The organism is Blastococcus sp. SYSU DS0552, assembly GCF_054050815.1.
This window is the reverse complement of sequence record NZ_JBJHAB010000016.1, coordinates 60,904-80,166: the sequence shown is the minus strand read 5'-3', so window position 1 is coordinate 80,166 and position 19,263 is coordinate 60,904. Positions and strand designations below refer to the sequence as shown.

At 74.1% G+C, this 19,263-nt stretch carries 22 protein-coding genes and 1 tRNA gene; 18 read left to right on the top strand and 5 right to left on the bottom strand.

Annotation, left to right across the window (positions count from 1 at the left end; genetic code table 11):
* The first annotated feature begins 73 nt into the window (after window positions 1-73).
* From ACI8AG_RS15995 to ACI8AG_RS15985, 3 genes are all read left to right on the top strand, one after another.
* Window positions 74-1,075, top strand: coding sequence for a type IV toxin-antitoxin system AbiEi family antitoxin domain-containing protein (locus tag ACI8AG_RS15995; protein WP_456597821.1), 1,002 nt, complete (start codon window positions 74-76; stop codon window positions 1,073-1,075).
* Between the two features lie 476 nt (window positions 1,076-1,551).
* Window positions 1,552-3,852, top strand: a complete 2,301-nt coding sequence (locus ACI8AG_RS15990; protein ID WP_456597820.1) for a (Fe-S)-binding protein — start codon at window positions 1,552-1,554, stop codon at window positions 3,850-3,852.
* A 183-nt stretch (window positions 3,853-4,035) separates the two neighbouring features.
* On the top strand, window positions 4,036-5,391 hold the full coding sequence (locus ACI8AG_RS15985) for an MFS transporter (protein ID WP_456597819.1): 1,356 nt from the start codon (window positions 4,036-4,038) through the stop codon (window positions 5,389-5,391).
* On the opposite strand, the gene dcd is transcribed toward ACI8AG_RS15985, so the two are convergent.
* Window positions 5,363-5,947: a dCTP deaminase gene (dcd, locus tag ACI8AG_RS15980; RefSeq protein ID WP_456590124.1), complete on the bottom strand. Its 585-nt coding sequence runs from the start codon at window positions 5,945-5,947 to the stop codon at window positions 5,363-5,365. The genes ACI8AG_RS15985 and dcd overlap by 29 nt on opposite strands.
* Before the next feature lie 147 nt (window positions 5,948-6,094).
* Here dcd and ACI8AG_RS15975 point away from each other — a divergent pair, with 147 nt between their 5' ends.
* The 4 genes from ACI8AG_RS15975 to ACI8AG_RS15960 all read left to right on the top strand — a co-directional run bounded on the left by ACI8AG_RS15975 (window position 6,095) and on the right by ACI8AG_RS15960 (window position 9,592).
* Window positions 6,095-6,673: a PAS domain-containing protein gene (locus tag ACI8AG_RS15975; RefSeq protein WP_456597818.1), complete on the top strand. Its 579-nt coding sequence runs from the start codon at window positions 6,095-6,097 to the stop codon at window positions 6,671-6,673.
* A gap of 1 nt (window position 6,674) precedes the next feature.
* The gene (locus tag ACI8AG_RS15970) at window positions 6,675-7,643 is read left to right on the top strand and encodes a methyl-accepting chemotaxis protein (RefSeq protein WP_456590122.1); all 969 of its coding nucleotides are present in this window, start codon (window positions 6,675-6,677) and stop codon (window positions 7,641-7,643) included.
* A 52-nt stretch (window positions 7,644-7,695) separates the two neighbouring features.
* Window positions 7,696-7,769 (top strand) — tRNA-Gly (locus ACI8AG_RS15965).
* Between the two features lie 197 nt (window positions 7,770-7,966).
* Window positions 7,967-9,592: a GAF domain-containing protein gene (locus ACI8AG_RS15960; protein WP_456597817.1), complete on the top strand. Its 1,626-nt coding sequence runs from the start codon at window positions 7,967-7,969 to the stop codon at window positions 9,590-9,592.
* Between the two features lie 17 nt (window positions 9,593-9,609).
* Here ACI8AG_RS15960 and ACI8AG_RS15955 read toward each other — a convergent pair whose 3' ends face one another.
* From ACI8AG_RS15955 to ACI8AG_RS15940, 4 genes are all read right to left on the bottom strand, one after another.
* The gene (locus tag ACI8AG_RS15955) at window positions 9,610-10,245 is read right to left on the bottom strand and encodes a response regulator (RefSeq protein WP_456597816.1); all 636 of its coding nucleotides are present in this window, start codon (window positions 10,243-10,245) and stop codon (window positions 9,610-9,612) included.
* Between the two features lie 65 nt (window positions 10,246-10,310).
* Window positions 10,311-11,339, bottom strand: coding sequence for a type III polyketide synthase (locus tag ACI8AG_RS15950; protein ID WP_456597815.1), 1,029 nt, complete (start codon window positions 11,337-11,339; stop codon window positions 10,311-10,313).
* A gap of 73 nt (window positions 11,340-11,412) precedes the next feature.
* Window positions 11,413-12,120, bottom strand: a complete 708-nt coding sequence (locus ACI8AG_RS15945) for a methyltransferase domain-containing protein (RefSeq protein ID WP_456597814.1) — start codon at window positions 12,118-12,120, stop codon at window positions 11,413-11,415.
* Between the two features lie 6 nt (window positions 12,121-12,126).
* Window positions 12,127-12,468: a DUF3140 domain-containing protein gene (locus ACI8AG_RS15940; protein WP_456597813.1), complete on the bottom strand. Its 342-nt coding sequence runs from the start codon at window positions 12,466-12,468 to the stop codon at window positions 12,127-12,129.
* A 92-nt stretch (window positions 12,469-12,560) separates the two neighbouring features.
* Between ACI8AG_RS15940 and ACI8AG_RS15935 the strand changes: the two genes are divergently transcribed.
* From ACI8AG_RS15935 to ACI8AG_RS15885, 11 genes are all read left to right on the top strand, one after another.
* Window positions 12,561-13,553 carry a ribokinase gene (locus tag ACI8AG_RS15935; protein ID WP_456590116.1) on the top strand — a complete coding sequence of 331 codons (993 nt, stop codon included), beginning with the start codon at window positions 12,561-12,563 and terminating at the stop codon, window positions 13,551-13,553.
* A complete protein-coding gene (locus tag ACI8AG_RS15930; protein ID WP_456590115.1) occupies window positions 13,550-13,705 on the top strand; it encodes a hypothetical protein in 156 nt (51 codons plus the stop codon). Before ACI8AG_RS15935 ends, ACI8AG_RS15930 begins: the two co-directional genes overlap by 4 nt.
* A gap of 53 nt (window positions 13,706-13,758) precedes the next feature.
* A complete protein-coding gene (locus tag ACI8AG_RS15925; protein ID WP_456597812.1) occupies window positions 13,759-13,932 on the top strand; it encodes a hypothetical protein in 174 nt (57 codons plus the stop codon).
* Window positions 13,933-14,085: 153 nt separating this feature from the next.
* The gene (locus tag ACI8AG_RS15920; protein WP_456597811.1) at window positions 14,086-14,712 is read left to right on the top strand and encodes a TetR/AcrR family transcriptional regulator; all 627 of its coding nucleotides are present in this window, start codon (window positions 14,086-14,088) and stop codon (window positions 14,710-14,712) included.
* A gap of 15 nt (window positions 14,713-14,727) precedes the next feature.
* Window positions 14,728-15,153 carry a hypothetical protein gene (locus ACI8AG_RS15915; RefSeq protein ID WP_456590112.1) on the top strand — a complete coding sequence of 142 codons (426 nt, stop codon included), beginning with the start codon at window positions 14,728-14,730 and terminating at the stop codon, window positions 15,151-15,153.
* A gap of 80 nt (window positions 15,154-15,233) precedes the next feature.
* Complete coding sequence (locus ACI8AG_RS15910) at window positions 15,234-15,404, top strand: hypothetical protein (protein ID WP_456590111.1); 171 nt, start codon at window positions 15,234-15,236, stop codon at window positions 15,402-15,404.
* Entirely contained in the window at window positions 15,401-15,772 is a 372-nt protein-coding gene (locus tag ACI8AG_RS15905) for a lipopolysaccharide assembly protein LapA domain-containing protein (protein ID WP_456597810.1), read from the top strand. Before ACI8AG_RS15910 ends, ACI8AG_RS15905 begins: the two co-directional genes overlap by 4 nt.
* A gap of 137 nt (window positions 15,773-15,909) precedes the next feature.
* Window positions 15,910-17,754, top strand: coding sequence for an acyl-CoA dehydrogenase (locus ACI8AG_RS15900; RefSeq protein WP_456597809.1), 1,845 nt, complete (start codon window positions 15,910-15,912; stop codon window positions 17,752-17,754).
* A gap of 223 nt (window positions 17,755-17,977) precedes the next feature.
* Window positions 17,978-18,229: a hypothetical protein gene (locus tag ACI8AG_RS15895; protein ID WP_456597808.1), complete on the top strand. Its 252-nt coding sequence runs from the start codon at window positions 17,978-17,980 to the stop codon at window positions 18,227-18,229.
* A complete protein-coding gene (locus ACI8AG_RS15890) occupies window positions 18,226-18,381 on the top strand; it encodes a hypothetical protein (RefSeq protein ID WP_456590107.1) in 156 nt (51 codons plus the stop codon). The genes ACI8AG_RS15895 and ACI8AG_RS15890 overlap by 4 nt, the downstream gene beginning before the upstream one ends.
* Window positions 18,382-18,501: 120 nt before the next feature.
* On the top strand, window positions 18,502-19,257 hold the full coding sequence (locus ACI8AG_RS15885) for a 3-hydroxybutyrate dehydrogenase (RefSeq protein ID WP_456597807.1): 756 nt from the start codon (window positions 18,502-18,504) through the stop codon (window positions 19,255-19,257).
* Window positions 19,258-19,263: the final 6 nt, after the last annotated feature.

Sequence of the window (19,263 nt, the reverse complement as noted above, 5' to 3'; positions counted from 1 at the left end):
GGCGGTCCGTGCAGTGATCCACAGATCCGCCGCCCACCCACCGCGACCGCCGCGCACGCTCGACACTGCGCCGGTGCACCCCCTCCTCCGCGCCGCCGCCGAGCGCCAGTTGGGCCTGTTCACCGCGCGGGACGCCCGCCGCGCCGGCTACGACCACCCCGAGATCCGCCGCCTCCTCTCGTCGGGCACCTGGGTCCGCCTCCGTCGCGGCGTCTACGCCACCGCCGAAGCCGTCCGCTCGGCGACGACAGACGGCACCCGCCACCGGCTGGAGTGCCTCGCCGTCCTGCTGGAGCTCGACCGCCCGACCGTGGCGCTGAGCCACGAGACGGCCGCGCACCTCTGGGAGCTGCCGGTCCCGAGGCGCCGCACCGCGGGTCCGATCCGGCTGACCGACCCCGGGCTGTCCCGGCAGGGACGGGGCTACCGCATCACCCAGGCGCCCCTCGGGCCCGACGACGTCACCTCCGAGGGGCCGCTCCGCGTGACCACCACCGCTCGCACCCTGCTCGACGTGGTGCGCCGGTGGCCGCTCGACGATGCGGTGGTCGCACTGGACGCCGCACTGCTCCGGAAACGCATCACTGTGCAGCAGCTCACCCAGGGAGCGGCGGCGCTCCAGGGGTGGCCGGGCGCCCGCCGCGCCGCCCGCGCGGTGGCCCTCGCCGACGGGCGCGCCGAATCGCCGTTGGAGACGCGGGGCCGCCTGCGCATCCTCGGGGCGGGATTCCCGGCGCCGGAGCTCCAGGTGGAGATCCGGACGGAGGGGCGCCTCGTCGGCGTGGTCGACGCCTGGTTCGGAGCGGCCGCCGTCGCGGTCGAGTTCGACGGGAAGGTGAAGTACACGGACCCGTGGCGCGGTCGGACACCGGCGCAGGTGCTCTGGGAGGAGAAGCGGCGGGAAGACGAACTCCGTGCGCTGGGCGTCCGCGTGATCCGGGTGGCCGCCGAGGACGTCGACCGCGACTGGCCCCGCGTCGAAGCACGGCTGCGCGAACTCCTGGCTGCACCGGCGCCCGCGGGACGCCGCTTCACCGCCACCCCCCGTGCGCGAGGTCGGGTCCGCGCGGGCTGAGCAGCCGAGGCCCGTAGCCACGAGCCCAGGCGCACGACGCACGGGAGGCGACCACGGGGCGGAGGGGGGCGGCCAGTCGCCGGCGGCAGAGGGACGGCCCACGGCCGGTGGCACCCACCCCAGCGGCACGGGCTGGGGTGACAACCACGGCCCCGGGTCGGCAGATCAGGGTGGCGAGCGGGTTGGCGCAGCAGCGGTCGCACCGCGTGGGCGGCGGCCGGACGTGTCGTGGGTCACCCTTGGGCGGGGCGCCCCACACGAGCCGGGCGATCCGCGGCGCCGCGCCCAGGGTTACCGGCGAGTAGCCTCTGAGCGCGCCCGCTATCGTGCCCTGGAGTGCGGGCTGCGCCTGCCCGCATGCGTTCCGGGCGCCGGCCCACCGGCCGGTGCACCGGGGCGCGCACCACACACAGCCCCGTCGCCCGCGTGGCCGGCGGGAGACGACCGACGCCGCCAGGCGTACGGGAGGGGAAAACATGACGGGCCCGCTGCAGATCGTCCTGGGGACGATCAGCGTCCTGTTCCTGATCGTGTCGTCCGTGATGGCCTACCGGGCCGTCCGGGCGATGGTGCGGATCATCCGCACCGGCCAGCCCGACGGCACCCGCTTCGGCCCGTTCTGGCCGCGCATGAAGACGCTGGTGGTCGAGTCGCTGGCGCACACCCGGATGCTCAAGTGGACGCCCCAGGGGATCGCCCACTGGTTCGTCTTCGTCGGTTTCTACGGCCTGTTCCTCACGCTGGTCGAGGCGTTCGCCGAGGTCTTCAACCCGGCGTTCCACCTGCCCCTCATCGGTGCGTGGAGCGCGTGGAACCTCTTCGTCGACATCATCGGCACCGGCACGGTCGTCGGGATCCTCGTGCTGATCGCCCTCCGTCAGCGCGACCACCCGCGCCGGAAGGGCCGGAGCAGCCGGTTCGCCGGATCCAACGAGGGCCGCGCCTACTTCGTCGAGTCCGTCGTCCTGCTGGTCGGCCTCTGCATCCTGGGCATCCGCGCGGCGAAGATCGCCTCCGGCCTGGACTACGCGCCCACCTGGTCGCACCCGGTGTCCAGCGCGCTGTCGACCTTCTTCCCGGACAACCCGGACCTGGTCTCCATCATCGCGTTCATCAAGATCGTGGTGTCGCTGACCTGGCTGGTCGTGCTCAGCCGCACGCTGAACATGGGCGTCGCCTGGCACCGGTTCAGCGCCTTCCCGAACATCTACTTCAAGCGGGAGGGCACCAGCGGCGCCCCCGCGCTCGGCCCGCTGCCGGCCATGACCTCCGGCGGCAAGCCCATCGACTTCGAGGACCCGGGCGAGGACGACGTCTTCGGTCGCGGCAAGGTCGAGGACTTCACCTGGAAGGGGATGCTGGACTTCACCACCTGCACCGAGTGCGGGCGGTGCCAGAGCCAGTGCCCGGCGTGGAACACGGGCAAGCCGCTCAGCCCCAAGATGGTGATCATGGACCTCCGCGACCACCTGTACGCGAAGGCCCCCTACCTCCTGGGCGAGAAGACGGCGTCGGAGTCCGCGCCGGACTACGACCTCCTCAAGCCCAGCGACGAGCAGGTCTGGGCGTCGGGCTACGCCCGGATCGAGGGCACCAACGACGCCCAGGCGCACCGCCCGCTGGTCGGCACCCTCGAGGAGGGCGGGGTCATCGACCCCGACGTCCTGTGGAGCTGCACCAACTGCGGCGCCTGCGTCGAGCAGTGCCCGGTGGACATCGAGCACGTCGACCACATCCAGGACATGCGCCGCTACCAGGTGCTGATCGAGTCCAACTTCCCGTCCGAGGCCGGGGTCATGATGACCAACCTCGAGAAGCGCGGGAACCCGTGGGGCATGGGCGGCAACGTCCGCGAGGACTGGATCAAGGAGTTGGACTTCGAGGTCCGCGTCGCCGACGGCCCGCTCCCCCACGAGGTCGAGTACCTGTTCTGGGTCGGCTGCGCCGGCGCCGTCGACGACCGCGCCAAGAAGGTCACCAAGGCGGTCGCCGAGCTGCTGCACACCGCGGGCGTCGAGTTCGCCGTGCTCGGCAACGGCGAGACCTGCTCGGGCGACCCGGCCCGCCGCATGGGCAACGAGTTCCTCTTCCAGCAGCTGGCCATGGAGAACGTCGAGACCCTCAACGGCGTCTTCGAGGGCCGGGTGCCGGGCACCCGCAAGATCGTCGCCACCTGCCCACACTGCTTCAACTCGCTGGGGCGGGAGTACCCGCAGGTCGGCGGCGAGTACGAGGTCGTGCACCACACCCAGCTGCTCGGCAAGCTGGTGGAGGAGGGCCGGCTGACCCCGGTCACCCCGGTCGACCGCAAGGTCACCTACCACGACCCGTGCTTCCTGGGCCGGCACAACAAGGTCTACACGCCCCCGCGGGAGATCCTCGACTCCGTACAGGGCCTGTCCACGCAGGAGATGCACCGCTGCAAGGACCGCGGCTTCTGCTGCGGTGCCGGCGGTGCCCGCATGTGGATGGAGGAGAAGATCGGCAAGCGGATCAACATGGAGCGCACCGAGGAGGCCCTCGAGCTCGATCCCGACGTCATCTCCACCGCGTGCCCGTTCTGCATCACGATGCTCAGCGACGCGCTGACCAGCAAGAAGCAGAACGGCGAGGCCGGCGAGCACGTCGAGGTGCTCGACGTCAGCCAGATCCTGCTGCGCTCGATGCAGCCGGTCGCCGTCGGCGCGCAGGGTGCCGAGCAGGGCGCCGACGTCGGCACGAAGGACGACGACGTCGTGGGCCTCGACTCCGCCGCGACGGATCACGACCCGAAGTAGAAGAAGGACCCCGTCCTCCTCACCCCTCGCATGCTCGGGGCGAGCCTCCGGACGGGGCCGTGCGACGGCGCGCATCCCGCGGGGTGCGCGCCGTCGCCGTTCCGGAGCCGTGCACCCCGCGGTGGTTGCGCCGCGCACCCACCCGGGGGCGGTGTGCACCCGGTCACGGAGGACGCTTTCCGGGTGACCCGCACCGCCCCCGCACGCAGCACCACCGGCACCGACCGTCGTCGCGGTCTCGGGCTGATGGCCGTGGCCATCGTGCTCACGGCACTCAACCTGCGCACGGCGGTCACCAGCGTCGGCCCGGTGCTGGAGGAGCTCGAGCGGGGCCTGGGCATCTCCAGCGGCCTGGCCGGGGTCATCACCACGATGCCGGTGCTCTGCTTCGCGCTCATCGGGTTCACCGGCCCCGCGCTGTCGGCGCGCTACCGCGACGCGCACGTCCTCGCCGGCGCCCTGGTGGCGATGACCGTCGGGCTGGGGCTGCGCAGCCTGGCCGAGGCGTTCCCGGTCTTCCTCGCCGGCACGGCGCTGGCCATGGCCGGCGGGGCGCTGGGCAACGTCATGCTCCCGGGGCTCGTCAAGCGCCACTTCCCGGGGCGGACGGGCCCGCTGATCGGCGCCTACAGCACCGCGATGGGGCTGGGCGCGACCCTCGCGGCGGTGGCCTCGCAGCCGATCGCCGACGTCGCCGAGGGGGAGGGCTGGCGCTGGGCACTCGTCGTCTGGGCGCTGCCGGCGCTCGTCGCGGCGGGGGTGTGGCTGGCTCTGCCGGCCGCGCCCGACGTGTCGCGCGAGGGCCACACCGCCGTCCGGATGCGGGCCCTCGTGCACAGCCCTACGGCGATGGCGATCACCGCCTTCTTCGGCGTGCAGGCGCTCCAGGCCTACGTCGTCATCGGCTGGTCGGCGCAGTACCTGCGTGATTCGGGGCTGAGCGCGGCGACCGCCGGTCTCCTCCTGGGCCTGAACTCCGTCGTCGGGCTGCCGCTGAGCGCCGTCATCCCGTCGCTGACCGTCCGGCCGCGTCTGCAGCGCCCGCTGCTGCTGCTGTTCATCGCCTGCTACGTGACCGGCTGGGTGGGCCTCTGGACGGCGCCGACCGTCGCCCCGTGGCTGTGGATGGTCCTCATCGCCGTCGGCATGGGCACCTTCTCGATGGTGCTCACCCTCATCGGCCTGCGCGCGCGCACGCCCGAGACCGTCTCCGCGCTCTCCACCGTCAGCCAGAGCATCGGCTACGTGATCGCCGGGGCCGGCCCGCTGCTCGTGGGCGTGCTCCGCGGGGTGACCGGCAGCTACGACGGCATGTTCGTCATCGCCCTCACCGGCGTCGCCGTGCTCGCCGTCGCCGGGTGGATCGCCACGCGGCAGGTGTTCGTCGACGACGAGGTGGAGCGCACCGTCCCCGGCTGGTCACCCGCGGGCCGCTGCACCGAGGTGCTGGAGAGCGCCGGCGTCGAGGTCCCGGCAGCGGCCGACGTCGACGACGCCCCGCCCGCCGAGGCTAGGGACGCCGGGTCTCCGCGCGGGTGAAGTTGCGGAACGAGCGCGACGGCGTGGGCCCCCGCTGGTCCTGGTACCGGGAGCCGTAGACCGCCGAGCCGTAGGGGTGCTCGGCCGCGCTGGTCAGCCGGAACAGGCACAGCTGGCCGATCTTCATGCCCGGCCACAGCGTGATCGGCAGGTTCGCGACGTTCGACAGCTCCAGGGTGATGTGCCCGGAGAACCCCGGGTCGACGAAGCCCGCGGTCGAGTGGGTGAGCAGGCCCAGCCGGCCCAGCGAGGACTTGCCCTCCAGCCGGGCGGCGAGGTCGTCGGGGATGCGGACGACCTCCAGCGTGGAGCCCAGCACGAACTCACCGGGGTGGAGCACGAACGGCTCGTCGCCCTCGGGCTCCACCAGCGACGTGAGGTCGTCCTGCTGCTCCGCCGGATCGATGTGGGTGTAGCGGGCGTTGTTGAACACCCGGAAGTACCGGTCCAGCCGGACGTCGATGCTGGACGGCTGCACCAGCCCCGGGTCGTAGGGCTCGATGCCGAGGCGTCCCCCGGCGATCGCGGCCGTGATGTCGCGGTCGCTCAGCAGCATGGCGCGGAGTCTAGGGAACCGCGTCCGCGCGCCGTGCGGGCGAACGGCGCCGGCTGCCCGCGGCGCGCTGTCGCCTCCCCACGTCCCGTTGGACCTCCCGACTGCCGATGAACGGGACGCAATCGAACGAAACCGAGGGGAACCTGCGTGCTCGACACCCGGCCGGCCACCGCCGCGCCTCGCGGCGCCCGTGACGCCGTGCGCCCCACCGGCCGCGAGCGGAGCTTCTCCGCCGACGAGCTGATCGTCTCCAAGACCGACCTGCGGGGCGTGATCACGTACGCCAACGACGTCTTCCTGCGGGTGAGCGGCTACGTCCGCGACGACGTGATCGGCCAGCCGCACAACCTGATCCGCCACCCGGAGATGCCGCGGGCGGTGTTCAAGCTGCTGTGGGACACCCTGGGCGCCGGCCAGGAGGTGTTCGCCTACATCAACAACCTCGCCATCGACGGGGGCCACTACTGGGTGCTGGCGCACGTGACACCCTCCAAGGACGCGCACTGCAGGGTCGTCGGCTACCACTCCAACCGCCGGCGGCCCTCCCGGGGCGCCGTCCAGCGGGTGCTGCCCCTCTACCAGCGGCTGCTGGCCGAGGAGCGCCGGCACCCGAACGCGCGCAGCGCGGTCGCGGCCTCCTCCAGGCTCCTCGACGAGGTGCTCGCCGAGCAGGGGCAGAGCTACGAGGAGTTCGTCTGGTCGATCATCAACCGCGAGGAGAGCTGACATGGGCGTGCGCACCACGCGCGGCGAGCACGGCCGGCGGTCGGACGCCGCGGAGCTGGCGCTCTACCGCGGCTTCGTCCGGCAGCTGACGGCGGCGTGCGAGGCGGCCTCGCGCGGTGACCTCGAGGCCCGCAGCCGCATCGACGCCGACACCGAGCAGGTGCCCGAGCTGGTCTCCCTCCACCACGCGCTCAACCGGGTGCTCGACGTCTCCGACGCCTTCGTCCGCGAGTCGTCGGCCGCGCTGAGCTCCGCCGCCGAGGGCCGGTTCCACCGCCGCCTGCTCACGACCGGCCTGCTCGGCTCCTTCCGCCGCACCGCCAGCGACATCAACGACGCCCGCACCGCGATGCAGGCGACCGCCGGGCGCGTCACCGACGCGCAGACCAGCCGGCTGCGGCTGGCCGACGACTTCGAGTCGGTGGTGCTCTCGATGTCCGAACAGGTGGCGACGGCCGCCACCGAGCTCAGCGCATCGGCGTCCGGGCTCACCGCCGCCGCGACCGCGGCGAGCGCCGAGGTGGGCACCGCGCAGGACACGATCAGCTCGCTCACCCGCTCGTCGGCCGAGATCAAGGAGATCATCGCGCTGATCGACTCGGTGGCCGCCCAGACCCGCCTCCTCGCGCTCAACGCCACGATCGAGGCCGCCCGCGCGGGCGAGGCCGGCAAGGGGTTCGCCGTCGTCGCCTCCGAGGTCAAGGACCTCGCCGACCAGACCGGCCGCGCGACCGAGCGGGTCACCGCCCAGGTCGAGCAGATCCGCCAGGCGTCGGAGGGCGTGGCCGCCGGCATGAGCAGCGTCAGCTCCACCGTCGACGAGATGAACGGCCTGGTCGGCGGCATCGCCGCCGCGGTGGACGGCTCGGCGTCGCTGAACACCGGCCACGAGGACGTCACCGGGCTGTCGCAGATGGCGGAGAAGCTGCGGTCGGAGGCCACCGGATTCCTCGCGGAGATGCGCCGCTGACCGGAGGTGGCTGTCGCGGCGGGGAGGCGACCAGGTAGGCTCGTCGCTGTTCGCGGGTGTAGTTCAATGGTAGAACATCAGCTTCCCAAGCTGACAGTGCGAGTTCGATTCTCGTCACCCGCTCCACGAGCTCCCGAGGCCCCGGTCGCACCGACCGGGGCCTCGGCGCGTTCCGGCGCAGGCCGGGGAACACGGAACGGGTCCGGGCCTTTCGTCCCTGGGGCGGGACACGACCGTGCCCCACGATGGGCCAAGCGCTTCCCCTGCCCCCGTCGGCGCTCCTACGGTCAGGCCGTGCCCCCGCCCGACCACCGGTGCGCTCGATGAGCGGCGACGCCGCGGCCCTCACCGCCGCGGTGCTGGCGGCGGCCTCGGGTGGCCGGCTCGAGGCGACCCTGCACGAGATCGTCGCGGTCGCGGCCCGGCACGTCGACGCCCGCTACGGCGCGCTGGGCGTGCTCACGCCCGACGGGCGCGGGCTGGACCGGTTCGTCACGGTCGGCCTAGATCCCGGGGCCCAGGAGCGGATCGGCCGCACGCCCGCGGGCGCCGGCATCCTCGGCCTGCTGCTGGAGGACCCGACCCCCCTGCGGCTGGCCGACCTGCGCACCCACCCCGCCTCGGTCGGCGTCCCCCCGGGGCACCCCGCGATGCGGTCGTTCCTGGGCCTCCCGGTCCGCGCCCGCGACTCCGTCTTCGGGCACCTGTACCTCACCGAGAAGCGCGGCGGGGGCGCGTTCACCGCCGCCGACCTGGAGCTCTCCGAGGGCATGGCGGCGGTGGCGGGCCTGGCCATCGAGAACGCCCGGCTGCTGGAGCAGGCCGAGCAACGGCGGGCCTGGTCGCAGGCCGGCACCGACATCGCGACGGCGCTGCTGTCGGGGCGCCCCGCCGACGAGGTCCTCCGCACCGCGGCCGCCCGCATCGCCGAGCTCTCCGGCGCCGACACCGTCGGCATCCTGGCACCGGTGCCCGGTGACGAGGGCACCCTGGTCGTGACCGCCGCCGTCGGCCCGGAGGCCACCGAGACCGAGGGCGCGCGCATCCCCCTCGCCGGCACCCGGCTGGGCGACGCCCACCGCTCGGGCACGCCGCTCCTGGTGGACGACGTCGCCACGCCGGTGCCGCGCACGACGCACGCCCCGGTGATCGGTGAGCTCACCGGCCGGTACGGGCCGGCGCTCCTCCTCCCGCTGGGGGCACCGTCGCCGCCGACCACCCTGGTCGCCCTGCGGCTGCGGGAGCGGCCACCCTTCGACCCCGCGGTGCTGGAGCCGGCCTCGGCGTTCGTCACCCACGCGGCGGTGGCGATGCGGCTGGTCCGCAGCCAGCAGCGCGAGCAGCGGCTGCAGGTGCAGGCCGATCGGGACCGGATCGCCCGTGACCTGCACGACCACGTGGTGCAGCGGATCTTCGCGACCGCCCTGGCGCTGGACCGGCTCGGCCGCTCGCTGGAGGGGTCCGCGCCGCTGGTCGCCAGCCGGATCGCGCGGCACGTGGACGAGCTCGACGGCACCATCGCCCGGATCCGGGAGTCGATCTTCGAGCTGCACGGGGCGGAGGACTCCTCGTCCGCGGCCGTGCGGCGACGGCTCGCCGACGTGGTGCGGTCGGTGACCGACGGGCACGGGCTGCGCCCGGACCTGCGGGTGCGCAGCGAGATCGAGGATCTGCCTCCGGGCCTGGCCGGCGACGTGGTCGCCGTCGTCCGCGAGCTGGTCACCAACGTGGTCCGCCACGCCCGGGCCACCCGCGTGACGGTGACCGTGGCCCTGGCCGACGAGGTGCGCGTCGTGGTCACCGACGATGGGCACGGGCTGCCGGCGGTCACCGTGCGCAGCGGGCTGGCCAACCTGGCCGACCGCGCGGAACGCCGGGGCGGCCGGCTGACGACCGCCACCGGGACCTCGGGGACCGAGATCCGCTGGGTCGTGCCGCTCCCCGGCTGACCCGCACCGGCGCAGGCTCAGCTCCGGTGGTCGCGCAGCTCGGTGGCCAGGATGGCGGCCTGGGTCCGGCGCTCGAGACCCAGCTTGGCCAGCACGTGACTGGTGTAGTTCTTGACCGTCTTCTCGGCCAGCCCCATGCGCTCGCCGATCTGGCGGTTGGTGAGCCCCTCGCCGATCAACCCCAGGACGGCGCGCTCCTGGTCGGTCAGCGCCGCGAGCCGGTCGCCGCCGGACCGCGCCCGTGGCGGCGGTCCGGGTTCGGTCAGGACGCCGCCCGCGGCCACTGTGCGCACCGCCGACACCAGCGCCGAGCCGCGCACCTGCTTGAGCAGGAACCCGGCCGCGCCGGCGCGCACCGCCTCGTCGCGCGCCGCCCGGTCCGCGTAGCTGGTGAGCACCAGGCACCGCAGGTCGGGCAGCCGCGCGCGCAGCTCCCGGCAGAGGGTGGCGCCGTCCCCGTCGGGCAGCCGCATGTCGAGGACGGCGACGTCGGGACGGACGGCGGGAGCCCGGGCCAGCGCCTCGGCGCGCGAGCCGGCCTCCCCCACGACGGTGATGGCGGGGTCGTCCTCGAGGACCTCGGCCACGCCGCGGCGGACCACCTCGTGGTCGTCGACGAGGAACACCCGCACGCTCGGCGGCGACGTGCCCACGGCCGCCTCCCTCCCACGGTCCCGGGGAGGGCAGCGTAGGACCGCCGCGACTCCGCGGCCAGAGGTCACGCGGGCAGCAACAGCACCGCGTAGAGGGTCAGCCCCGGCCCGAACGCCATGGCCACGACCGGCCCGTCGACGTCGGCCAGCTCCTGCAGCACCAGCAGGACGGTGGCCGAGGAGCAGTTGCCGTGCTCGGCCAGCACCCGGCGCGAGGCCGCGACCTGCTCCTCGCGCAAACCCAGCTCGTCGCGGACGACGTCGATGATGCGGGGCCCCCCGGGGTGCACGGCCCAGCCCGCGACGTCCTCGGGGCGCAGACCCGCTCCGGCGAGCAGCTCGTCGACGACGTTCCCCACGTGCCGCGCCAGCACGTCGGGCACCCGCGGGGACAGCCCCATGCGGAAGCCCAGGTCGGTGACGTCCCAGGTCATGTGGTCGGCGGTCGAGGCGTCGGTGCGCGCGACGACCCCGGCGAGCCGGCGCCCGCGCCCGGCGCCGGGTTCCACGACCACGGCCGCCGCGGCATCGGAGAACAGCGCGTGCGCGACGACCTGCTCGAGGTCGGCCTGGGCCGGCTGCACGTGCAGGCTGGTCAGCTCGCAGCACAGCAGCACCGCCGGCCGGGACCGCGCGGTGACGAAGTCGCCGACGGCCGCCAGGCCAGGGATCGCCGCGTAGCAGCCCATGTGGCCGACCAGCAGCCGCTGCAGGCCGGCCGGCATGCCGAGGTCGCTGGCCAGGCGGATGTCCAGCCCCGGCGTCGCGTAGCCGGTGCAGGTGGCGACGGCGAAGAGCCCGACCTCACCGGGCGCCAGCCCGGCGGAGTCCAGCGCCCCGGCGACGGCCTGCTTGCCCAGCGGGAGGGCCTCCTGGACGTACCGCGCCATCCGCGCCCCGGTGCTCCAGCCGCTGAGGTCCTCGTCCACGGGGTTGGCCACCGCGTGCCGGCGGCGCACGCCGGCCCCGAGGAAGATCCGGCGGGCGGCGCGCACCCCCTCGTAGTGCGTGCCGAAGAACCCGTCCCAGGCGGCCTCCTGGTCCAGGGTGGTGGGCAGCGCGCTACCCGCCCCGGTGAGGACGGCGGCGGTCACGATCGCGGCCCCACGGCTGACCTGCTCGGGATCATGGTTTCGACGGTACGTGCGCCGCCGTCACGTCGCCCGCTCACCGCTTCCGGCCGTACCCGGCGAAGACGACGGCCGTGGAGCGGATCGGCTTCATGCGCACCGAGCCCCGGCGCCCCAGCCGCCAGGCGACCGCGTCGCGCAGCGACGGCCGCAGGCCGACCAGGCGCAGCTCGAGCCCCACCCGGTCGGCCGCGGTCAGCAGCCGGGCGCGATCGACGAAGAGCGCCGGGTCGTGGATGCCGGGCGGCGGGCCGCCGGGGAGCCGCTCGGCCACGGTCACCATGAGGAACCGGCCGATCCGCGTCGCGGCCAGCGCATCGACCACCAGGACGCCCCCGGGCCGCAGCAGGCGGGCGCACTCGGCCAGCACCGCGACGTCGTCCTCGACGTGCTCGAGGATCTCGCCGGCGACGACGACGTCCGCGCAGCCGTCGGCCAGGGGGACGGCGAGCACCGAGCCGCGCACCGGCAGCACCCCGTGCGCCCGCGCGGTCCGCAGCCCCTCCAGCCCGAGGTCCACCCCCACGTGCCGGTACCCGAGCCGGGCGGCGTGCGGGGCCATCAGCCCCCCACCGCAGGCGAGGTCGACCAGCAGCGCCCCCGGGCCGCTCGCCGGTGGGATGTGCTCGGCCCGGGAGGCAGCGAGCCAGTGCAGCGCGGCGAAGCCTCCGGAGGGCTGCCACCACTGGTCGGCGAGCTCGTCGTACTGGGCGGGGTCGTTGCGGGTCAGCGGGGTGGATCGCACGGAGGGCTAGCCCTTCTTGAGCGGGTCGTGGCCCCAGTTCATCAGCGAGTACCGCCACTTCGACGTCTCGACGTCCTCCTTCGCCGGCTCCTGGGCCAGGTGCCGCTGCACGTAGCCGTGGACCTTCCGCATGTGGGCGAGGTCGTCGTCGGTCAGGTCGTCCTTCTTCGTGCGCAGCAGGTCCACGATGCGCCGGCCCGAGGCGTGGCCGGTGGACTCGCCGTCGCCGTCCTTCTGCCCCACGGCCTGTGACTCCTCGCTCGCCAGCCACCGCTCCAGCTCGGCCGCGGTCATGTTCACCGCCTCGTCGAACTCCCGCCGGATCGTGTCGGGGTCGTCGCTCGCCATGGTTCCTCCGCTCGTCGTCCTCCCGGTACCGTCGCGCCGGCCGCGGGAAACGGCCGTCCGGTACCCCTCGCCCAGCCCTCCGGAGGTCCTGCGTGTCCGTCACCGTCGTCGGCAGCCTGAACGAGGACGTGCTGGTCTCCGTCGACCGGCTGCCGCGCCGCGGCGAGACGGTCGTCGCCCGGGCCGCCGCGCTCGCCCCGGGCGGGAAGGGCGCCAACCAGGCCGCGGCGGCGGGGATCCTCGGCGGCGGCGTGCACATGGTGGGCCGGGTGGGCGACGACCCGGCCGGCGACCGGCAGCTGGCCGCGCTCGCCTCCTCCCGGGTCAACGTGAGCCGGGTGCTGCGCACGATCGGCACGCCCACCGGCACCGCGACCATCCCGGTGGAGCAGGGCAGCGGAGAGAACCTGATCGTGGTCGTGCCCGGGGCCAACGCCGAGCTGAGCCCCGCCGACGTCGACGTGCCGTCGGTGCGGTCGGCCCGCGTGGTGCTCCTGCAGCTGGAGGTGCCGCTGCCGGCGGTCGAGGCGGCGGCCCGGACGGCGACCGGCACCGTCGTGCTGACCCCGGCTCCCCCGGTGCCGCTGCCGGCCGCCCTGCTGGAGCGGGTCGACGTGCTCGTCCCGAACGAGCACGAGCTGGTGCAGCTGGCCGGTGCCGAACCCGGTGAGCGCTCGCCCGCCGAGCTCGCGGGGCTGGCCCGCCGGGTGACGGCGGGCGCCGTCGTGGTCACCCTCGGCGCGCGTGGCGCCCTCGTCGTGCCCGCGGAGGGGCCGGCGCTGCTGCAGGCGCCGCCCCCGGTGACACCGGTCGACACGACCGGTGCCGGTGACTGCTTCTGCGGCGCCCTCGGGCAGGCGCTGGCCGACGGCGCCGGCCTCCCCGACGCCGTCCGGCACGCCGTCGCGGCGGCCGCGTCCTCCACCACCGGTCCCGGCGCGCGCGGCGCCCTCCCCGACCACGACGCCGTGCGCGAGCTGCTGCTCCGCGTGCCCCCGGCCACCCCGGTCGGCGGGCCCGCGGTTTCCCCGCCGGCGGACCGGGCACACCGCTCCCCGACCCGATCCGAGGAGGACCCGCGATGAGCGAATCCCAGCGCACGCCGCACAGCGCCGAGCGCGCCGAGGGCGACCCGGCCGGCGAGCAGGCGGGCAGCGGCCGGACGCCGCACCCCGAGGAGCCGGCCGAGGGCCGCAGCGACGCCGCGAGCGGGGGCGCCGACACCCCCGACACCTGACCGGCGCTCTGACCGGTCCACGGGGTGAGCGACGTCTCACCCCGGTGGGCCGCGTGCCGGTTTCCCGCAGCGAGGGCACGGGCACGCAACGGCGCATGGAGGACAACGTGCTGCACACCCGGACCACCGACGAGTCGGCCGACCGATCGCGGACCGACTCTGCCGAGTCCTCGGCGCGGGCCGTCGCCCGGCTGCTGGCCAACCCGCGTCGCACCCGCCGGAACTGAGCCGCCGCGCTCACCGTCGGTGACGCTACTGCGTCACACCGGCACCACCGCTCCCCGGTGCCACGGGAAACCCGGGCGCCCCTCGTCACCCAGAGCGATCAGGGTCGGCGTGCCGCGAACTGCTCCGTCACGTCCTGGGGCACCATCGCAGACGTGACCGCCGCCCTGCCCCTCACCGCCGCCGACGACGCCTCGGCACCGGTTCGCCGCAGCCGCGCGGAGCGGCAGACGATCGTGCTGGACACCGCCGAGCGCCTCTTCGCCGGCCGCAGCTCCCGCAGCGTGGGCATGGACGAGCTGGTCCGCGAGACGGGCCTGGGCAAGATGACGGTCTACCGGCTCTTCAAGAGCAAGGACGACCTCGTCGGGGCATACCTCAGCCGCAAGGCAGCCACCGTGCTGGCCTTCATCGACGCCGAGCTGGACCGGCTGGAGGGCGATCCCCGCGCGGCACTGCTCTCGGTCGTCGACGCCGTCGAGCGCGACGTCACCCGCACCGGGTTCCGCGGCTGCCCGTTCACCAACGTCAGCAGCGAGTACGACGACCCGCAGCACCCCGCCCGCAGCGCGGCGGCCGACTACAAGTTCGAGCTGCACGCCCGCCTGGAGCGGCTGGCCGACGAGATCGTGCCGGGCGACGGGGAGGACCTCGCCGCGCAGATCCACCTGATCATCGACGGCATGTACCTCTCCGGCGGTCTCCTGGGGCCCGACGGCCCCGCCGCCCACGGCCGGCAGCTGGCCGAGCGGCTGATCGAGATCGCGGTCGCCCGCGCCTGACCGCAGGATGGGCGGGTGAGCACCGACCGCACCCGGCCCGACCTCGACGACACGACGGTGGAGGCGCTCGGCAAGCTGTCCGAGGCCCTGGAGACCGTCGACCAGGCACGCGGCTTCCTGTACGCGTTCCACCAGCTGACCGGCAAGGCCGACCGGCTGCTGCAGGAGTCCGTCGAGCTGTTCGGCAGGGCCGGCGCGACCCGCCTCGCCGAGGACCTCGACCGCGACCTCGTCGGCCGCAACGTCATCGCCGACCGGTGGACCTTCCAGATCGTCGAGGACTTCGACGAGAACTACTGGGGCGCCTTCCGCGCGTTCGACGCTCGCGCCCGGGAGGAGCTCGCCGGAGGTGACCGGCACGTGTTCGAGGCCCGGATGAAGCAGCGCGAGCGCACCGCCGGCCACCCCGCCCACGAGGCGGGTCCCGCGCTGGCGGACTGAACGGGCACCCGTGCCGCGCACGCGCGGGCGGGGCAGTGGCGAGTGGTTTCCACCCGCCCGCTCAGGGGCAGAACCGGCCCATGACCATGCCGGATGCGAACAACGCGGGTGCCGACCGCGAGGCCGAGCCGCTCGGCGCGGAGAAGGCGCCCGGCGAGGACCGCGATTCCCTGGGCGCCACCGAAGGGCCGGCGGACGGCATCGCCGGACCGGCCTACCCGCCCGCCGACACCGAACCGGACGCCCGGTGACCGGCCCCGGGCGGGAGCCGGCCGACGCGCGGGACCCGCTCAGCGTCGGCCTGGGCTCCCCCGCCGCCGGCGACCGCGCGGCCGGACCCGCAGAGCCCGCCGGCCGGGCCGAACCGACGCCGACGCCGACGCGGGAGCGGCACACCGGGCGCACCATCGGGCGGGGGTTGGCGCTCGCGCTGCTGATCTTCGTCACCGTGGTGCTGGTGCTGTTCGTCATCTTCAACGGCCAGTCGGTGCAGATCAGCCTCGTCTTCACCGACGTCCAGGGCCCCCTGGTGGTGGCCCTGCTCGTCGCGGCGGCGCTGGGCGGCCTGCTGGTGTGGCTGGCCGGCGCGGTGCTCCGCGCCCGGCGCCGCAAGCGCTGACCCTTCCGGGTCAGACGCGGTGCCCGGAACGTGTCCGGGCACCTGGTGCTTGCCGTTGCTACTCGCGAGTAATAGCGTTTGTTACTCGTGAGTAGCACGACGCCGTACGCCGGCCGGAGCACGGGAGCCTGAGCGCCATGACGCACTACACCGCCAACCTGCGGGACCTCGAGTTCAACCTGTTCGAGTTCCTGGACACCAAGGACCGCTTCGGCACCGGCCCGTTCGAGCAGATGGACGCCGACACCGCCCGCGGGATCCTCGGCGAGGTGCGCCGGCTGGCGGAGGGACCCGTGGCGGCCTCCTTCGTCGACGCCGACCGCAACCCGCCGGTGTTCGACCCCGCCACGAACTCGGTGGCGCTGCCCGAGTCGTTCAAGAAGTCGGTCCAGGCCGTCGAGGACGGCGAGTGGTACCGCCTCGACCTGCCCGAGCACCTCGGCGGCTTCGGCGCTCCGCACGTCCTCACCTGGGCCGCCTTCGAGATGATCCTCGGCGCCAACCCGGCGGTCTTCATGTACGGCTCGGGCGCCGCGTTCGCCGCGATCCTCGACGAGCTGGGCACGCCGGACCAGAAGCGCCTGGCCGAGCTCATGCTCGAGCACAAGTGGGGCGCCACCATGGTGCTCACCGAGCCCGACGCGGGCTCCGACGTCGGCGCCGGCACGACGAAGGCCGTGCAGCAGCCCGACGGCTCGTGGCACATCCACGGCGTGAAGCGGTTCATCACGTCGGCCGAGCACGACCTGTCCGACAACATCATCCACCTGGTCCTGGCTCGCCCCGAGGGCGCGAGGGCCGGCACCAAGGGGCTGTCGCTGTTCGTCGTCCCCAAGTTCCACGTCGATCTCGAGACCGGGGCGCTCGGCGAGCGCAACGGCGCCTACGTCACCAACGTCGAGAAGAAGATGGGGCTCAAGGTCTCCACCACCTGCGAGCTCACCTTCGGCGACGGACCGGTCCCGGCGCAGGGCTGGCTGGTCGGCGAGGTGCACGACGGCATCGCGCAGATGTTCAAGGTCATCGAGCACGCCCGCATGTTCGTGGGCGCCAAGGCCATCGCCACCCTCTCGGCCGGCTACCAGGTGGCGCTGGACTACGCGAAGACCCGGGTCCAGGGCGCGGACCTCACCGCCACGTCCAAGGACGCCCCGCGGGTCACGATCACCCACCACCCGGACGTGCGCCGCTCCCTGATGCTGCAGAAGTCCTACGCCGAGGGCATGCGGGCCCTGTACCTGTACGCGGCGAGCTTCCGCGACCAGGTCACCGAGGCCGCGGCGGCGGGCGAGGCCGACAGCGAGCAGGCGAAGCTGGCGGAGCGGGTCAACGACCTGCTGCTGCCGATCGTGAAGGGCTTCGGCTCCGAGCGCGCCACCCAGCTGCTGACCCAGGAGTCGCTGCAGACCCTCGGCGGCTCCGGCTACCTGCAGGACTACCCGATCGAGCAGTACATCCGCGACTCCAAGATCGACACCCTCTACGAGGGCACCACGGCGATCCAGGGCCAGGACTTCTTCTTCCGCAAGATCGTCAAGGACGGCGGGGTCGCGCTGACCTGGCTCGCCGGGCAGATCCAGGCGACGGTGGACGGCGAGGTCGGCAACGGCCGGCTCAAGGAGGAGCGGGCGCTGCTGGGCACCGCGCTCTCCGACGTCCAGGGCATGCTCACCGCGATGTTCGGCCACCTGACCGCCGCGCAGGAGGACATGACCTCCCTGTACAAGGTCGCGCAGAACACCTCCCGGCTGCTGCTGGCCACGGGCGACCTGGTCACCGCGTGGCTGCTGATCCGCCAGTCCGAGGTGGCGCTCGCCGCCCTGGCCGGCGAGGTCAGCGAGAAGGACCGCCACTTCTACGAGGGCAAGCTGGCCGCCACCCGGTTCTTCGCCGGCCAGGTGCTGCCGAAGCTGACCGCCGAGCGGGCCATCGTCGAGAACACCGACAACGCCCTCATGGAGGTCGACGAGAACTGCTTCTGAGCACTCTGCCGTCCTCCGGACGGCACCGCGGCCAGGAGCCGTTCCCGTCTACGTGGAGCCGTTGCCCATGTCCCGGTCGGGGACCCTCTGGGCCCCACGACCGGTCCACACCGGCTCCGCACCGCAGCCGAGGCCGCCTCCCCCACCGGGAGGCGGCCTCGGCCGTTTCGCGGGGGCGATGCCGGGCATGGGCGGGAGGACAGCCGACGGACAGGAGGCCGGCATGACCGATCCCCAGGGCAGCGACCGCATCCAGCAGGACGTACCGACCGCGTCGGGCACCGGCGCCAACAGCGACCTGACGTCCTCGGTCGACGACGTCCCCCTCACGCGCGAGCAGGCCCTGGAGCGGGACGCCGCCCAGGGTGACGACCTGCCGGCCCGCGCGGACGGCGACGTCGCCCGCGCCACCCGGGCCGGCGCCTCCGGCGAGGTTCCCGGCCCCACCGAACGATCAGGAGACGACGGCCGATGAGCGAATCCCAGCCGACCGGGTACCGGGAGTCCCCCGACACCGCCGACGACGCCTCCACGCCCGCCCGGCAGGACGACGACGTGCAGCTGACCACGGACGAGGACGCGCAGCGCGACGACTCGGTCGCCCGCCCGGGCAACGAGTCGGACTGAGGAAGTCTCCAGCCGGGGCGCGGACCCTGCCGCGAGTGTGCCCTCGCACCACCAGGTGGGCGCCTGCTGTGTGCGCCACAACCGTGGGGCATGTCGCACCGTGGGCCTAGCGTTCCCACCATGGCGGTCAACGGTCCCCTGGTCGGGCGGCGGGCACTCATCACCGGCGGCGCATCGGGGATCGGCCGGGCCTGCGCCGTCCGGCTGGCCGCCGACGGCGCCGACGTCGTGGTCGTCGACCGCGACGCCGAGGGCGCCCGGGCCGTGGCCGGAGACGTGGGCGGCACGGCGGTCACGGCCGACCTGTCCGACCTCGCTGCCGTGGACCGCCTCGACCTGGCCGTGGACATCCTGGTCAACAACGCCGGTCTGCAGCACGTCGCACCGGTCCACGAGTTCCCGGTCGACCGGTTCTCCCACATCCTGCGGCTCATGCTGGAGGCGCCCTTCCGGCTCGTCCGCGGTGCCCTCCCGCACATGTACGACCGCGGCTGGGGCCGCGTCGTCAACATCAGCTCGGTCCACGGGTTGCGCGCCTCCCCCTACAAGGCCGCCTACGTGACGGCGAAGCACGGCCTCGAGGGGCTGTCCAAGGTCATCGCGCTGGAGGGCGCCGCCCGGGGCATCACGTCGAACTGCGTGAACCCCGCCTACGTGCGGAGCCCGCTGGTGGAGGGGCAGATCGCCGCGCAGGCGCAGGCGCACGGCCTGTCCGAGGACCAGGTCGTGGAGCAGGTGATGCTGGCACCGGCCGCGGTGAAGCGGCTCATCGAGCCCGCGGAGGTGGCCGACGCGGTCGCCTGGCTGTGCTCGCCCGCCGCGGCCTCGGTCACCGGCACCTCCCTCGTGATGGACGGCGGGTGGAGCGCGCGGTGAGCGCCC

Excerpts from the sequence above, each read along its gene's own strand:
- ACI8AG_RS15885 (WP_456597807.1), top strand. The coding sequence starts at position 18,502 with ATGGCGGTCAACGGTCCCCTGGTCGGGCGGCGGGCACTCATCACCGGC.
- ACI8AG_RS15900 (WP_456597809.1), top strand. The coding sequence starts at position 15,910 with ATGACGCACTACACCGCCAACCTGCGGGACCTCGAGTTCAACCTGTTC.
- ACI8AG_RS15895 (WP_456597808.1), top strand. The coding sequence starts at position 17,978 with ATGACCGATCCCCAGGGCAGCGACCGCATCCAGCAGGACGTACCGACC.
- dcd (WP_456590124.1), bottom strand. The coding sequence starts at position 5,947 with ATGCTGCTGAGCGACCGCGACATCACGGCCGCGATCGCCGGGGGACGC.
- ACI8AG_RS15910 (WP_456590111.1), top strand. The coding sequence starts at position 15,234 with ATGACCATGCCGGATGCGAACAACGCGGGTGCCGACCGCGAGGCCGAG.
- ACI8AG_RS15960 (WP_456597817.1), top strand. The coding sequence starts at position 7,967 with ATGAGCGGCGACGCCGCGGCCCTCACCGCCGCGGTGCTGGCGGCGGCC.
- ACI8AG_RS15970 (WP_456590122.1), top strand. The coding sequence starts at position 6,675 with ATGGGCGTGCGCACCACGCGCGGCGAGCACGGCCGGCGGTCGGACGCC.
- ACI8AG_RS15930 (WP_456590115.1), top strand. The coding sequence starts at position 13,550 with ATGAGCGAATCCCAGCGCACGCCGCACAGCGCCGAGCGCGCCGAGGGC.
- ACI8AG_RS15940 (WP_456597813.1), bottom strand. The coding sequence starts at position 12,468 with ATGGCGAGCGACGACCCCGACACGATCCGGCGGGAGTTCGACGAGGCG.
- ACI8AG_RS15990 (WP_456597820.1), top strand. The coding sequence starts at position 1,552 with ATGACGGGCCCGCTGCAGATCGTCCTGGGGACGATCAGCGTCCTGTTC.
- ACI8AG_RS15890 (WP_456590107.1), top strand. The coding sequence starts at position 18,226 with ATGAGCGAATCCCAGCCGACCGGGTACCGGGAGTCCCCCGACACCGCC.